This is a genomic window from Flavobacterium stagni, from assembly GCF_004122105.1.
Taxonomy (GTDB): Bacteria; Bacteroidota; Bacteroidia; order Flavobacteriales; family Flavobacteriaceae; genus Flavobacterium; species Flavobacterium stagni.
In genome coordinates this window covers 22,441-36,595 of the sequence record NZ_SBKN01000009.1, presented here as the reverse complement: position 1 = coordinate 36,595, position 14,155 = coordinate 22,441, and the positions used below count along the sequence as shown (strand labels likewise).

The following is a 14,155-nucleotide window of genomic DNA, read 5'->3' as shown; positions in this document are numbered from 1 at the left end:
TAGCCAGGACCTTTTACGCAAAAAAACAAATTATTCGATTTTACTAACACTTCCACCCGATGATTCGTCTTTGGTGATGGAAGTCGCTTTTCCAGTATAGTTCACCGAGGCACCACTAGAAGCGGAAGCATTCAACTTCAAACTCGCTTGCACTCGAATACTGCTGCCGCTCGACGCGTCGGCTCTAACTTCATTCGCGACCAAATTATTGGCTTCCAACGTACTGCCGCTCGAACTCGACGTATTCAGTTTCAAAGCAATGCCTTTCAAGTCCATCGAACTCCCGCTGGTCGTTTCTGCATCGACAGCATCATACTCTACTTTTCCTTCCAAATGCGAACCGCTGCTCGCATTAAGACGAAGATTTATGCCTTTCATCACCGTATTAAAATGAACATTGGAACCACTGTTACAATCCACTTTTTTTAAATCCGGTAAAGTGACATACACTTTTAAAATCTCTGCATTATTGATACTGTGATCCACATACAATTTTAAATCAGATCCTTCTACTTTGGCTACCACATATTGTTGCAAGTTGGAATCGGTTTCTACTTCAACTTTAATAGAATCACCTTGTGAAATCTCGACTTCTAGTCCGGTACTCGCTTCAATCCCGGTAAATTTTGCTTTGATATCCCGCTTTTCAGTGGTTACATTTCCATTCCCTTGCACTCCGTTTAAAAACGAAGAGTTACAAGAAGCCATCAACAAAACTGTGATTAAGGCTACGATAAATTTTGTGCAATACACGACAACTCGTACCATATTAGTTGGATTTTTTAATTACTATTCCGTCTTTATTGATGGTCAAACTTCCTTTTTCGCCTGACTTTTGTTCCTTAATAATTTCAACCCCGTTCACTTTTACAGTGACACGATCCGTAGAATCATTCACTTGCTCAACTTCTTCGGTATCAATGACATCATTAAACTCATTTTCTTCGGGAGGACAATTCACACAACGAATTTTATGTTCGTCCACACGGTATAAATAATCGTCAGAGCTGTAATGCAAGTTGAAATACTCATCGTCACTCCAATCGTAATGGCGCACAGTACCGTCGGCTTTAAACAAGGTTCCTTTGGGCAAATAGATGTAAATTTCTACTTTTTGCTTTCTGAATTTGTTGTTGATTTCGGTGATCCAGTAGTTGTCCAACAACAATTGATTGCCTTGAATTTTATACCCATAATCAATCTTGTGTGCTCTAGAATTGGCTTCACCAGCCGATTTACCTACCGCCAATTTCTCGATGCGTAAATACGCTTGGGCTTCGTCAGTTTCCATAACATGCATACGGATTTCGTTGGAATAGATCACCTCTTTATTTTTTTCATTGGTCAACAAACAAAAGTCATTGTGTCTCGGACTCGCGTCTTTGTCATAAAACTCGTTGTTCACAAATTTGATGGTTAATGTATCGTTGGGTTGTAAAGCGATTTGTTCTTTAATCACATCTTTTCCTTCAAAAGCTGTTTGCGTCACTTCATTGATGATAATCGAGATCAACACCCCAACGGCTACAATCCAAACCGCTAGTAAAGTATACTTAATTCCGTTATTCATCGGACGCATATTGGTTACTAATAACTTCATCCCCAACATCATCAAGAAGAAAAATGGAATGCCAAAACACAAGAACAATAAAATCCCTTGCAACCAAAAAGGCGTTTCTAAACCTAACGGCGTCACGATCATATTAATGGCTGCATTTTGAGGCAATTGGGAAGTAAAAATTAAGATAACCGAAGCCACACAAAAACCAAAGAAAGCCAAGGAAGAGAAAATCAAGATAAATGCACCTATGATTTTAGCGAAGACTTTGAAAAACGATTGAAATACGTTTCCCAAGCGATCCCCGATATCTTCGGCACCGTGTTTTACCTTTTGCCCCAATTCGTTATAATCGGCGTTTTGAAATTTTTGAGAAACACTCTCAAACTCTTCACGCACTTTCTTTTCAATATTGGTAATAGTCACCGGTTCGCCCGTCATTTCTAGTTTTTCAGAAGTAGTTACGGCTTTAGGCATCGCAATCCAAAGGATGATGTAGGCCAAGAAACCGGTACCAAATCCAAAGGCAAGGATTAAGAAAAACAATTTAAACCAAACAGCATCTACGCCAAAATAATGCCCCAAACCGGTACACACACCGCCCAATAAACCGCGGTCTTTATCCCGGTATAATTTTTTACGTTTGGGAGGTAACGGATATTTAAATTCAGGTTCCGACTTGGTTTTTTCTTCGTTATCCAAGCGGTAATCTTCGGGTTGTCCCATCACATTAACCACTTCATCAACATCTTTTGAGTTGATTACATGTTTATCCGATTGTTGACGTTCGGCAAATAATTCAGCTACACGCATTTCAATATCTTTCATGATTTCATCTTTGCCGGTAGCATCAGTCAACGAATTCTTGATGGCGTCAAAATAGCGTGAAAGCTTTTGATACGCATCTTCATCGATGTGGAAGAATAACCCTCCTATATTGATATTTACTGTCTTGTTCATGATTATTGGTTTTGTTTAGTGATAATGTTTACAGCATCGGACAATTCGGTCCAGGTACCGTTTAATTCGTTTAAAAATGTTTTTCCTAATTCGGTCAGCTCGTAGTATTTACGCGGTGGCCCTGAAGTAGATTCCTCCCAACGGTAGTTGAGTAAGCCGTCGTTTTTTAATCGGGTCAACAGCGGATACACTGTCCCCTCTACCACCAGTAATCTGGCTTCTTTTAGCGTGTCTAGAATTTCGGAGGTGTATGCTTCTTTATCTTTTAAAACCGATAAAATGCAGAACTCCAAAACCCCTTTACGCATTTGCGCTTTTGTGTTCTCGATGTTCATAGTGAAAACTAAATTTTAATACCCATAGGGCGTTCGTTTTTTGATTGATGATTGTGATTATGATTGATGATGATTTTCTAGATTGGTTTCATCTGAAGATTCCATTTTCTCATCCTCTTTTATCGAATCCACTTTAAAAAATGGAATGGAAAGTGGATACGAATACAATAAACCATTGGATGCTTTTACGGCTCCATAGATGATTAAGACGAACTCAGCGAATTTCAGAATTCCCAAAAGCACGAAGGAAACAATACCTGTAACAAACCATGCTGTCCATTCTTGGGCCATAAAATTCCCGATGTGAATTTCGTCACTATCAATGGTAAATTCTCCGCCGTGGTTAATTAATGCACCCAATACTAAAAATACACCTACGATTCCTAAAAGAAACATGTAGACCAAAATGCTCAATTGAAAATTCATTACGCGACGACCCGTTTGATCGATGAATGTCGAATTTTCTTTTTTAGATGACCAAATAACGGTAGGAATTATATAATTAGCCAAGGGAAATAAATACTGCGTCAATGCACTCAAGTGCAGTAATGTTGCGGTGTTACGTTCGTTCGTTGTCATGTGATTTGATTTTTGATGATGATTGAAACTCTATAATACTTTTGATAAGCTATTATTTTCTTTAGCAAAGATACAACCAAAAACTAGTATTATGTATTGCAAAGTACTATGATTTAACAAAATATTAACAAATAACAAAAAGTGATAAATCCTCTCATAATCGCTATATTTACTGAAAAATAAGGGCTTTATGCAATTTACACCTCGAAAACTAAACCTCTTTTTAGCGTTTAAACTCCCCTCCGCCTTTTTATGTGGGGTGCGCAGTACGGTTATTAATGAAAAAGAATGTGTGGCTACTGTACGACACCGTTGGATCTCTCAAAATCCTTTTCAATCCATGTATTTTGCTGTGCAAGCCATGGCGGCTGAACTGACTACTGGCGCACTTGTGATGCTTCAAATAAAAAAAAGCGGTCAGTCCATTTCGATGTTGGTTCTCAATAATAAAGCGACGTACACCAAAAAAGCGACGGGAAAAATCACCTTCACTTGTGATCAAGGCGACCAAATTGAACAAGCGATTGTCCGAACAATTGCCACTGGAGAAGGGCAAACGATTTGGCTACAATCGACAGGCCGTGATGAAAAAGGCGATGTAGTCTCGGTGATGGACTTTGAATGGACGTTAAAATTAAAATCGAAAAAATCATAAGTTTTTATAATTTTGGGGGCAAAATCAACAAATATGAAACGCATAGTCTTCTTTATATTTCTAAGTGTATCCTTAACTACATTCGCACAAAAAAAGGAAAAAGTGAAAGGTTCGAAAATTGTCACTATCGAACAAAAGAAAATTGAAAACTTCACTTCGCTTGAAGTCTCCGATAATTTGGAAGTCACTTTAATCAAAGGCAATGAATGCGGTTTAGAAATTGAAGCTGACGATAATTTACACGATGCCATTGGAATCAGTGTCGTGGGGAGTCAGTTACGATTATCGACACTTAAAAGTGCTTTTGGGTATAAAAAATTAAGTATTCGTGTCATCTACACCGATGAGTTTAAAGAAGTCGCGACCAAGAATGACGCTTCTGTAAGTGCTTTAGCAGAAATGAATTTGGATGAAATTAGCTTCAATAGTTTTGACGATTCAAAAGTGTATATCAATGCGAAATGTAAAAAATTCAACTTGATAGCCAACGATCAATCCAAATCGGAATTGAATATTAAAACCGAAAATACACGTATCAACCTCAGCAAAAATGCAACTTCCAAAGCATTGATTGTGTCCAATGAATTGACTTTTGACTTGTACCAAAAATCTAGTGCAGAGGTAGAAGGTGATATTGAAGAAATGAAATTGCGCATCGACAACAATGCCAATTTTACAGGAAAAAACTTGGTAGCCAAAATCGCCGATGTCACCACTGAATCCTACTCCAGAGCATCTGTTCATGTTTCCAAAGAACTTACCTTGTCATGTGCAGGGAAATCGCACTTGGATTTGTATGGCGATCAAAAGATTGATTTAAAAGTATTTACAGATAGCGCGGTATTGTCCAAAAAGCCTTTGAAATAATTTCTGACATTTCCTAACAACAATCTCAAAAAAAAGTCTATATTTGCACCGCAATACGCCATCGGGGTGTAGCGTAGCCCGGTTATCGCGCCTGCTTTGGGAGCAGGAGGCCGCAGGTTCGAATCCTGCCACCCCGACCAAGAAAAGTGGAACTCTCGTTCCACTTTTTTTTTTGCGTGAAACGCAGCCAAAAGTTTACTTTTGAGCGAAGTGAAAAGCAAAAAAAAAGTGTAGACATAGTCTCACTTTTCTTGAGCAACTTACCTCTAACAGGATATTCAATCCTGCCACCCCGACTGAAGAAAAACCGGACAATGTCCGGTTTTTTTGTTTGTAGACTGAGCGCAAAGTTCACTTTGTAGCGAAGAATACAAACAAAAAAATTGCTACGAAGTAGCTGTTTTTCTTCGAGCAACATACCTCCTCCAGGATCTTTAATCCTGCCATCGCAGCCAAAAGTTTACTTTTGAGCGAAGTGAAAAGCAAAAAAAAGTGTAGACGTAGTCGCACTTTTCTTGAGCAACAAACCACCTACAGGATCTTTAATCCTGCCATCGCAGCCAAAAGTTTACTTAAAAAAAAACATATCAGACAAATAACTTCCAAAAAGGAATAACAATACTAAAGAATGCTAGTAAGCGTGTGAAATTCAACCAAGAAACTGGCAATCGAAATTCAGAATGTAATCTGTAAACCCCAAATGAAGTTAGGATTAAAGGCAGCAGGAATAAATACCGATATTCATACCCCATTTCAATGAGTCCGAACAGCGCTCTTGTCTTACCCGTGGATTCAATAAACTTGTAATACAAAACGAATTGAATACGAATACACTCCGACAAAATAGCCAAATGTATAATTTGGATGCACCACAATTTTGTTCGCAATTTCACTACTAATCAAATTTAAATTTATTCAATTCGTGTTAAATGAACAAATTCATAAAAATAAGTATCCTCAGGAAATGTAAACGAATGAAGTCCGACCATATTCAAACCTGTTGTAGTCCCATTTAAAAAGAAATAATACCCAAAAACTTTAGAATTTCCATTGGTAAATGTCAATTCCAAATTTTTACTGCTAACATTGACAAACTTATAGGTTCCGCCTGTGTATCCAGGTAATATAGCCGTTTCAAAAGTACCGTTTTCATGAAATGTAATTTCATAACCATCGGTAATGTAAATGGGATCAAACGCATCTGTAGTGGGATCAGCATCTACATCTGACCATGCTTCTGTTAATTTCCATTTTCCAACAAGCGTTTTTAATTCAGGATGATAACTGATGGGATCGTCAGAAGTACACCCAACAAATAATCCAACTAACAATAAGACTAGACAAAATTTAAATTTCATTTCGCGATTTATTAGGCATTTATAAAAAGTTTTTATCACTAAATTGTTAATTACAATTTCATTTCAGTGTAAATCAAAGATAGAAAAAAGTAACTTTGTGTCGCTTAAAATTAATTCAATCATGTCAGATACAATAGAAAAAGTAAAATGCCTTATTATTGGCTCCGGACCTGCGGGATATACCGCGGCTATTTACGCGTCTCGTGCCAATATGAATCCCGTTCTTTATCAAGGAACACAACCCGGTGGTCAGCTGACGACAACCAACGAAGTAGAGAATTTCCCTGGCTATCCTGAGGGAGTAACCGGACCCGAAATGATGGTACAATTGCAAGAACAAGCCAAACGTTTTGGTGCCGATATCCGCGACGGTTGGGTAACAAAAGTAGATTTCAGCGGACCCACACACAAAGTATGGATCCACGACAACAAAGAAATTCATTGTGAAACGGTAATCATCTCTACCGGTGCTTCAGCCAAATATTTAGGTTTACCTTCAGAACAACACTATTTGCAAATGGGTGGTGGTGTTTCCGCTTGCGCCGTGTGCGACGGATTCTTTTACCGCAACCAAGAAGTAGTGATTGTCGGAGCAGGTGACTCCGCTTGTGAAGAAGCGCACTACCTTTCTAAAATGTGTAAAAAAGTAACCATGTTGGTGCGTAGCGAGAAATTCCGCGCCTCTCGTATCATGGAAGAGCGCGTACGCAAAACTGAGAATATTGAAATTTTAATGCATACCGAAACTGTTGAAGTATTAGGTGACGGCCAAGTGGTGCATGCCGTAAAAGTAGCCAACCGAACTACAGGGGAAGAACGCGAAATTCCGGCTACCGGATTCTTCGTTGCCATCGGTCACCAACCCAATACCGAAATTTTCAAAGACTATATCACCTTGGATGAAACCGGTTATATCGTAAATACTCCAGGAACTTCAAAAACCAATGTACCCGGTGTATTCGTTGCTGGAGATGCTGCCGACCACGTGTATCGTCAAGCGATTACCGCCGCCGGAACGGGCTGTATGGCCGCCCTTGACGCGGAGCGCTACCTAGCCGCCATGGAATAATCAACATAAAAATAAGAATGAGAGTCGCACACGCGGCTCTTTTTTTTGCTTCTAATCAGTGCCCACTGATCACTACTTACTGCATACTGATCAATGCCCACTGATCACTACATACTTCAAAATGATCAGTGCCCACTGATCACTACATACTGAATACTGTATACTGATTACTGTATACTGATTACTGTTTACTGCTCTTGGCGATCCCCTCCGGGTCGGGCTTTCGGCCGTCGCTGCCTTCGTGCCTCCGGCGAGCTCCAACAAGGCCTCAATCCCTATCGCAAATCCCGAGAAACCTCACGTAATTGCATAAAAAAACCTAACAAGTTTGAAAACTTGTTAGGTTTACCCGAATCTACTCGGAAATACTATTAATCGTTCATCGAAATCAAAAACTCATCATTCGAACGCGTTTTTTTAATTTTATCATTAATCGTATCCATCGCCTCCACCGGATTCATATCCGCTAAGAACTTGCGAAGGATCCACATGCGTTGTAACGTTTTCTCATCCAATAACAAGTCGTCACGACGCGTACTCGAAGAAGTAAGATCAATCGCTGGGAATATACGACGGTTGGCAATTTTACGATCCAACTGCAATTCCATATTACCCGTTCCCTTAAATTCTTCAAAGATTACCTCATCCATTTTCGAACCGGTTTCTGTTAACGCCGTAGCAATGATACTCAACGACCCGCCATTTTCAACATTACGAGCCGCACCAAAGAAACGTTTTGGTTTTTGTAGCGCATTGGCATCCACCCCACCACTCAAGACTTTTCCTGAAGCGGGTTGAACCGTATTGTAGGCACGTGCTAAACGTGTAATCGAATCCAAAAGAATCACCACATCATGCCCACACTCTACCAAACGCTTTGCTTTTTCCAAAACGATGTTGGCAATTTTTACGTGCTCTTGGGGTTCGCGGTCAAACGTAGAAGCAATTACTTCCCCGCGTACACTGCGTTGCATATCAGTCACCTCTTCTGGACGTTCGTCGATCAACAACACCAACAAATACACTTCGGGATGGTTGGCAGCAATGGCATTAGCAATGTCTTTCAACAACATCGTTTTACCCGTTTTCGGTTGGGCCACAATCATACCGCGTTGTCCTTTTCCAATTGGAGAAAACAAATCGATAATACGTGTAGAAACCGAAGCTTGCTTCGCATCCATCTTGAATTTCTCTTGTGGGAAAATCGGAGTCAAGTGGTCAAACGACACACGGTCACGCACTACTTGCGGATCATGACCGTTAATTTTTAACACTTTCACCAACGGGAAGAATTTTTCACTTTCCTTCGGTGGACGCACCACTCCTTTTACGGTATCTCCTGTTTTTAATCCAAACAAACGAATTTGGGAAGTCGATAAATAAATATCATCGGGAGAAGCTAAATAGTTATAATCCGAAGAGCGCAAGAAACCATAGCCATCGGGCATCATTTCCAACACGCCTTCACATTCGATAATACCATCAAATTCATAATCGGCATCGCGAACGTTTTGTGTCTTTTTAAACTTATTATTTTGATTCTGGTAATTGGGATTGTTCCCATTGCCATTTTGATTAGCATTTCCATTACCATGAGGCATTGCCGACTCTTGAATCGGGGGTAAATCAGCACTCGGCCCTGGTGGCACAAACTGAGGTCTAACCTTCTGTGGTGCATTATCTTGTGGCCCTTTTCGGTTCTCTTGTCGCGGATTACGAGAATTATCTGTAAAATCTGTTGGAAGCGATTCCGTCGTGATTTGCGGAGGCATAAACGGTTCATACTCTACAGGAGCATTGGGTCGTTGCTCTCGTGACCGATTAAATTCGGGGCGATTATTGCGATCCCGCTGTTGAAAACGACCTTCTTTTTTGGCAGGTTCTTCTACAGCTTGGGTTTCATTTTTTGTTTCAGGTGCTGGCGTTTCAGCAACCACTTTGGGCTTACGTCCACGCTTTTTCCCTTCGCTTTCAACAACAGGAGTTGCATCATCAGGAGCTGTAAATAAATCTTGGGGCGTTTCTTGTGGTGTTTCTGCCGACTGCATGCGCGGTCGACGACCTCTTTTCTCAGTACTTTCTACAGGCGAAGCACCGGACTCACTCGCATTTTGATGGGCTATAATTCGATCGATAAGTTCCTCTTTTTTTACTCCGGCGAATTTGATCGTTTGGGCCAATTTGGCAATCTCCTGAAGCTCAGAAAGCTTCATGGTTTTTAACTTTGAAATGTCAAACATAAATAGTTACAAAGCATTTAAATTAGTAGATTATCTGGTGTTAGATAAAGGTGTGGAGTTTTTGTTAGAATAAATTCCGTGAGCATGAAGTATTTACGGAATTGCAATGCAATAATACGAATAAAAATTAAGCGTGCAATAGTTTTTTAAAAAAAGAAATACTATTTTTGGACCACTTAAAAATTAAAAAATGTTTCAACGAATTCAAACGGTTTACATGTCATTGTCGGTTATCCTCACCGGATTTCTAGGTTATGTATTCCCGCTATGGACGTTGGATAATGGCAAACCGTTCTACTTCGCTATGGATTTCAAATACTTAGCTTTATCAGGAGCAGCAACTGCTGTGGTCGCCATGAGTTTAATTAGTTTCAAAAATCGTAAACAACAGTTTGTTTTTAACAGACTGGCCATGATATTAAATTTAATTTTATTAGGATTATTGATTTACCGTTCGCTTAACGTATCCGGAGAAACGCCTGCCGTTTCTGAGAAGGGTATTGGGATGTTACTTCCTATTTTTTCTATCGTCATGCTGGTTTTAGCGAATAAAGCCATCAAAAAGGATGAAGATCTCGTAAAATCAGTGGACCGTATCCGATAAACCTGTAAACTTAGTTTATTAGTGCGTTAAAAATCCGTTTCCTTGTCGAAACGGATTTTTTTATTCCTACTATTCCACTTTGGCACAATTATTTCTAGACCCTTTTCGTTTTAATTCCATAAATGAAACCTATGAAAAAAATAATTGTTATGCTCGTATTCGCTTTGGGAGGGAGTTCCTTACAAGCGCAAGTGGTGAAGTTCGGACTCAAAGCCGGTGTCAATTTTGCCAATTATCAAGGCGGAAATATCCAAAATGTGGATTTCAATACGTTAACCAGTTACCACGCCGGTTTGGTCACTGAAATTAAAGTTTTCGAAAACTTATCGTTCCAACCCGAATTGCTCTACTCAACACAAGGATCAGAACTCAAAGGCTTGGGCACGCAAATCAAAAATGAACTGGGCTATTTGTCCGTTCCTGTATTGGCTAAATTTTACCTCACAAAAAATCGACTAAGCCTCGAATTAGGACCCCAAGCGTCGGTATTAGTGAGTCAACGGAACAATGTAAGCCTCGGCGACTCGAATACGTTTGACTTTGCTGTGGCGGGTGGATTAAGTTATAAAATCACCAACGGACTCTTCGTATCCGGGCGTTATGCGGCCGGACTCACCGAACCCAAACGCGATGCCGATGTAAAAAATGCCGTGGTCCAATTTTCTCTGGGTTATTTATTTTAAACAAAACGCCTTTCTCCGGAAAGGCGTTTTTTATTATTATGAATTGTAAATTGTAAATTTTGAATTAACTAAAAACACGAAATACTGTTCACTGATCACTGTTCACTGAATACTGCTCACTGCCACCCCGCTTCCCTAACTCCACTATCTCCATATCCTTGATTTTATCGCCGTCAATCACAAAACGTAACATCGTGCGCACTTGATGAAAACCGTGTACACCGGCAGCTCCCGGATTAAGATGAAGTAAATTCAATGTTTTATCAAATTGTACTTTCAAAATATGGGAATGCCCACAAATAAAAAGTTGGGGTGGATTGGTCAAAATTTCTTGTCGAATCGCGGGATTGTATTTGCCGGGATAGCCGCCAATATGTGTTATCCAAACAGCAACTTGTTCACACCAAAACCTATTGTGTAACGGAAATTCCGCTCGGGCTTGATGGTCGTCAATATTTCCATAAACCGCTCGTAAGGGACGAACTGCCTTCAGTGAATCTGTGACTTTTAAATTTCCAATATCACCGGCATGCCAAACTTCATCCGACCACATTACATGCTTCATGATGCGCTCGTCGATATGACTGTGGGTATCCGATAATAAGAGAATTTTCCGCATACGATAGATTTCAAAAAGGATGCAATTTACATTCTTTTCTTAAGAAATGATTCACTTTTAGCTACACAAATCTTCGTACCTTTGCTCCCGTTAAACCCAAGTTGAATTTTGAGATATTTCATCGAATTTGCATACAAAGGCACGGCGTACCACGGATGGCAATACCAACCCAATGCAGCTTCTGTTCAGGAAACCTTGAACAAGGCGTTGTCGCTTCTTTTGCGCACTCCCATTGATGCTACAGGTGCAGGTCGAACTGACACCGGAGTACACGCACGGCAAATGTTTGCGCATTTTGATTATGAGGGCGAATTAGATATTCCTATGCTTCTCAAAAAATTAAATGCTTATCTTCCCAAAGATATTGCCTTATTCGATTTGTATCCCGTTCATTCCGATGCCCATGCCCGTTTTGATGCTACGCGTCGCACCTATGAATACCATATCCATACCCGTAAAAGCGCTTTTGAATGCGAAGACAGTTGGTACTATCCACACGCGTTAAATTTGAAGGCCATGAATGAAGGTTGTGCGGTATTGAAAACCCATACCGACTTTGAATGTTTTTCCAAAGTACATACCGATGTGAAAACATTTAACTGTGTCATCGAACATGCAGAATGGCAACAACAGGGCAATCAGCTTATTTTTACCATTTCAGCGGATCGGTTTTTACGTAATATGGTGCGTGCCATCGTGGGAACTTTGGTAGATTTGGGTTTAGGTAAAATAAGTCTAACCGATTTAGAAACGATAATAGCGAGTAAAAATCGTAGCAAAGCCGGATTTTCTGTCCCTGCACACGGTTTATACCTTACTGAAGTTCATTATCCCTATATTCCTTTTCAGGAACGATTGAAACTATGAAAGCCAAAGCCTTTGACTCCCAATTATTCCGGAGAATTTTGAAATTCACTCAGCCCTATCGCCTGTTGTTTCGCGGTGTGATTGCAGCTGCGATTTTATTATCTATTGTCACAGCTCTCCGCCCCTTTTTATTAAAAAAGACAGTCGATTTATACATTGACCCCAAAGACGCACAGGGCTTACTCTTGTACGTTTGTTTAATGGGGGTTGTTTTAATCTTAGAAGGGTTATTTCAATTCTATTTTGTGTATTGGGCCAATATTTTAGGCCAAAATATCATTCGGGATATCCGCCTAAAATTATTCCACCATTTGTTGCGCTTCCGAATGAAATATTTCGATACGGCACCTGTGGGACAATTGGTAACTCGAACGGTTTCGGATATTGAACAAATAGCCCGTATCTTCAGTCAAGGATTGTTCATGATCATCAGTGATTTGTTGAAAATGGTAGTGGTGCTCGGATTTATGTTTTACATGAATTGGCGCCTTACACTCATTGTGGTCGCTGCTATGCCTATCTTGGTGTATGTAACCCGCGTTTTTCAACGCAAAATGCAGGTAGCCTTCGAAGAAGTTAGAACCCAAGTCGCCAACATGAATACTTTTGTTCAAGAGCGCGTGACCGGGATGAAGATTGTACAGTTATTCAACCGCGAGGATATTGAGTACCAAAAATTCAAAGAGATTAATGAAAAGCACAATAAAGCATGGATAAAGACCATTTTGTACAACTCCATCTTCTTTCCTATTGCAGATATCATCTCTTCACTTTGTTTGGCTTTTGTTGTATTGTACGGTGGTATACGCATTTTAGACGGCGATAAGTTCACCACCTTCGGGGACTTGTTTTCCTACACCATGTTCATTGGGATGCTTTTCAATCCGTTGCGCCAAATTGCCGATAAATTCAATGAAATGCAAATGGGTATGATTTCAGCCAATCGCGTGTTTGATGTCTTGGATTTACAAGAAGAAAAACAAGTGGACGGGACTGTTGTTGCCGAACATTTCAAGGGAGAAATCGAACTCAAAGCCGTGCGATTCAGTTATATTCCGGGAGAAGAAGTATTAAAAGGCATTGATTTAAAAGTACAACCGGGTCAGACCATCGCCATTGTAGGTGCTACCGGTGCTGGAAAATCGACCATCATCAATTTATTGAATCGTTTTTATGAAATCGACTCCGGTTCGATTACCATTGACGGCACCAATATCGATGCGTTTACCTTAGAAAGTTTGCGTCGCCAAATTGGGGTCGTACTTCAAGATGTATTTTTATTTGCTGATTCTATTTACAACAACATTACGTTGGGGAATCCAGAAATCAGTCGGGAATCGGTGATTGCTGCTGCCAAGAAAATTGGAGTTCACGAATTCATCATGTCGTTACCCGGGAATTACAATCACGATGTCAAAGAACGCGGTGTGATGTTGTCATCGGGTCAGCGCCAATTGATTGCTTTTCTTCGTGCCTATGTGAGCAATCCGAGTATATTAATCATGGATGAAGCAACTTCTTCTATTGACACCCATTCCGAGGAATTGATTCAAAAAGCAACCGATACGATAACAGAAGGTCGAACCTCCATAGTAATTGCCCATCGTTTGGCCACTATCGTAAATGCCGACAAAATTATCGTGATGGAACGCGGACAAATTGTAGAGTCGGGCAATCATGCCACCTTACTGCAATTGGAAAACGGGTATTATAAAAAACTCTACGAATCCCAATTTTCAGAAACTGCATAAAAAAATCCCT

At 40.1% G+C, this 14,155-nt stretch carries 14 protein-coding genes and 1 tRNA gene; 8 read left to right on the top strand and 7 right to left on the bottom strand.

All coding sequences use genetic code 11. The features are described 5' to 3' along the window. Positions 1-30 precede the first annotated feature (30 nt). Genes EQG61_RS12750 through EQG61_RS12735 form a run of 4 tightly spaced genes read right to left on the bottom strand, consistent with a single transcriptional unit; the run spans position 31 to position 3,432 of the window. Positions 31-768, bottom strand: a complete 738-nt coding sequence (locus EQG61_RS12750; RefSeq protein WP_129462333.1) for a head GIN domain-containing protein — start codon at positions 766-768, stop codon at positions 31-33. Position 769: 1 nt separating this feature from the next. Further along, the gene (locus tag EQG61_RS12745) at positions 770-2,518 is read right to left on the bottom strand and encodes a PspC domain-containing protein (RefSeq protein WP_129462332.1); all 1,749 of its coding nucleotides are present in this window, start codon (positions 2,516-2,518) and stop codon (positions 770-772) included. A 2-nt stretch (positions 2,519-2,520) separates the two neighbouring features. Continuing rightward, positions 2,521-2,853, bottom strand: coding sequence for a PadR family transcriptional regulator (locus tag EQG61_RS12740; RefSeq protein WP_129462331.1), 333 nt, complete (start codon positions 2,851-2,853; stop codon positions 2,521-2,523). A 57-nt stretch (positions 2,854-2,910) separates the two neighbouring features. Beyond that, on the bottom strand, positions 2,911-3,432 hold the full coding sequence (locus tag EQG61_RS12735; protein WP_129462330.1) for a DUF4870 domain-containing protein: 522 nt from the start codon (positions 3,430-3,432) through the stop codon (positions 2,911-2,913). 190 nt (positions 3,433-3,622) lie between these two features. Between EQG61_RS12735 and EQG61_RS12730 the strand changes: the two genes are divergently transcribed. The 3 genes from EQG61_RS12730 (at position 3,623) to EQG61_RS12720 (ending at position 5,094) form a co-directional block, all read left to right on the top strand. Then, positions 3,623-4,087, top strand: a complete 465-nt coding sequence (locus EQG61_RS12730) for a DUF4442 domain-containing protein (protein WP_129462329.1) — start codon at positions 3,623-3,625, stop codon at positions 4,085-4,087. A 33-nt stretch (positions 4,088-4,120) separates the two neighbouring features. Continuing rightward, positions 4,121-4,954 carry a GIN domain-containing protein gene (locus EQG61_RS12725; protein ID WP_129462328.1) on the top strand — a complete coding sequence of 278 codons (834 nt, stop codon included), beginning with the start codon at positions 4,121-4,123 and terminating at the stop codon, positions 4,952-4,954. A gap of 62 nt (positions 4,955-5,016) precedes the next feature. Beyond that, positions 5,017-5,094, top strand: a tRNA-Pro gene (locus EQG61_RS12720). A 771-nt stretch (positions 5,095-5,865) separates the two neighbouring features. Here EQG61_RS12720 and EQG61_RS12715 read toward each other — a convergent pair. Then, positions 5,866-6,312 carry a hypothetical protein gene (locus EQG61_RS12715; RefSeq protein WP_129462327.1) on the bottom strand — a complete coding sequence of 149 codons (447 nt, stop codon included), beginning with the start codon at positions 6,310-6,312 and terminating at the stop codon, positions 5,866-5,868. A gap of 121 nt (positions 6,313-6,433) precedes the next feature. Between EQG61_RS12715 and trxB the strand changes: the two genes are divergently transcribed. Then, positions 6,434-7,381, top strand: a complete 948-nt coding sequence (gene trxB, locus EQG61_RS12710; protein WP_129462326.1) for a thioredoxin-disulfide reductase — start codon at positions 6,434-6,436, stop codon at positions 7,379-7,381. 371 nt (positions 7,382-7,752) lie between these two features. Here the strand turns inward: trxB and rho are convergent, their stop codons facing one another. Further along, on the bottom strand, positions 7,753-9,621 hold the full coding sequence (gene rho, locus EQG61_RS12705) for a transcription termination factor Rho (RefSeq protein WP_129462325.1): 1,869 nt from the start codon (positions 9,619-9,621) through the stop codon (positions 7,753-7,755). A 190-nt stretch (positions 9,622-9,811) separates the two neighbouring features. On the opposite strand from rho, the gene EQG61_RS12700 reads away from it, so the two are divergent. Together EQG61_RS12700 and EQG61_RS12695 are read left to right on the top strand one after the other, a co-directional pair. After that, entirely contained in the window at positions 9,812-10,225 is a 414-nt protein-coding gene (locus tag EQG61_RS12700) for a DUF4293 domain-containing protein (protein WP_129462324.1), read from the top strand. A gap of 131 nt (positions 10,226-10,356) precedes the next feature. Then, positions 10,357-10,908 carry a porin family protein gene (locus EQG61_RS12695; protein ID WP_129462323.1) on the top strand — a complete coding sequence of 184 codons (552 nt, stop codon included), beginning with the start codon at positions 10,357-10,359 and terminating at the stop codon, positions 10,906-10,908. An 88-nt stretch (positions 10,909-10,996) separates the two neighbouring features. On the opposite strand, the gene EQG61_RS12690 is transcribed toward EQG61_RS12695, so the two are convergent. Beyond that, a complete protein-coding gene (locus EQG61_RS12690) occupies positions 10,997-11,527 on the bottom strand; it encodes a metallophosphoesterase family protein (RefSeq protein ID WP_129462322.1) in 531 nt (176 codons plus the stop codon). Between the two features lie 108 nt (positions 11,528-11,635). Here EQG61_RS12690 and truA point away from each other — a divergent pair, with 108 nt between their 5' ends. Both truA and EQG61_RS12680 read left to right on the top strand, forming a co-directional pair. Then, positions 11,636-12,394: a tRNA pseudouridine(38-40) synthase TruA gene (gene truA, locus EQG61_RS12685; protein WP_129462321.1), complete on the top strand. Its 759-nt coding sequence runs from the start codon at positions 11,636-11,638 to the stop codon at positions 12,392-12,394. After that, positions 12,391-14,145: an ABC transporter ATP-binding protein gene (locus EQG61_RS12680; RefSeq protein WP_129462320.1), complete on the top strand. Its 1,755-nt coding sequence runs from the start codon at positions 12,391-12,393 to the stop codon at positions 14,143-14,145. The genes truA and EQG61_RS12680 overlap by 4 nt, the downstream gene beginning before the upstream one ends. The last annotated feature ends 10 nt before the right edge of the window (positions 14,146-14,155 follow it).

Coding starts and splice junctions, on each gene's coding strand:
- EQG61_RS12750 (WP_129462333.1), bottom strand. CDS start 768: ATGGTACGAGTTGTCGTGTATTGCACAAAATTTATCGTAGCCTTAATC.
- EQG61_RS12745 (WP_129462332.1), bottom strand. CDS start 2,518: ATGAACAAGACAGTAAATATCAATATAGGAGGGTTATTCTTCCACATC.
- EQG61_RS12740 (WP_129462331.1), bottom strand. CDS start 2,853: ATGAACATCGAGAACACAAAAGCGCAAATGCGTAAAGGGGTTTTGGAG.
- EQG61_RS12735 (WP_129462330.1), bottom strand. CDS start 3,432: ATGACAACGAACGAACGTAACACCGCAACATTACTGCACTTGAGTGCA.
- EQG61_RS12730 (WP_129462329.1), top strand. CDS start 3,623: ATGCAATTTACACCTCGAAAACTAAACCTCTTTTTAGCGTTTAAACTC.
- EQG61_RS12725 (WP_129462328.1), top strand. CDS start 4,121: ATGAAACGCATAGTCTTCTTTATATTTCTAAGTGTATCCTTAACTACA.
- EQG61_RS12715 (WP_129462327.1), bottom strand. CDS start 6,312: ATGAAATTTAAATTTTGTCTAGTCTTATTGTTAGTTGGATTATTTGTT.
- trxB (WP_129462326.1), top strand. CDS start 6,434: ATGTCAGATACAATAGAAAAAGTAAAATGCCTTATTATTGGCTCCGGA.
- rho (WP_129462325.1), bottom strand. CDS start 9,621: ATGTTTGACATTTCAAAGTTAAAAACCATGAAGCTTTCTGAGCTTCAG.
- EQG61_RS12700 (WP_129462324.1), top strand. CDS start 9,812: ATGTTTCAACGAATTCAAACGGTTTACATGTCATTGTCGGTTATCCTC.
- EQG61_RS12695 (WP_129462323.1), top strand. CDS start 10,357: ATGAAAAAAATAATTGTTATGCTCGTATTCGCTTTGGGAGGGAGTTCC.
- EQG61_RS12690 (WP_129462322.1), bottom strand. CDS start 11,527: ATGCGGAAAATTCTCTTATTATCGGATACCCACAGTCATATCGACGAG.
- EQG61_RS12680 (WP_129462320.1), top strand. CDS start 12,391: ATGAAAGCCAAAGCCTTTGACTCCCAATTATTCCGGAGAATTTTGAAA.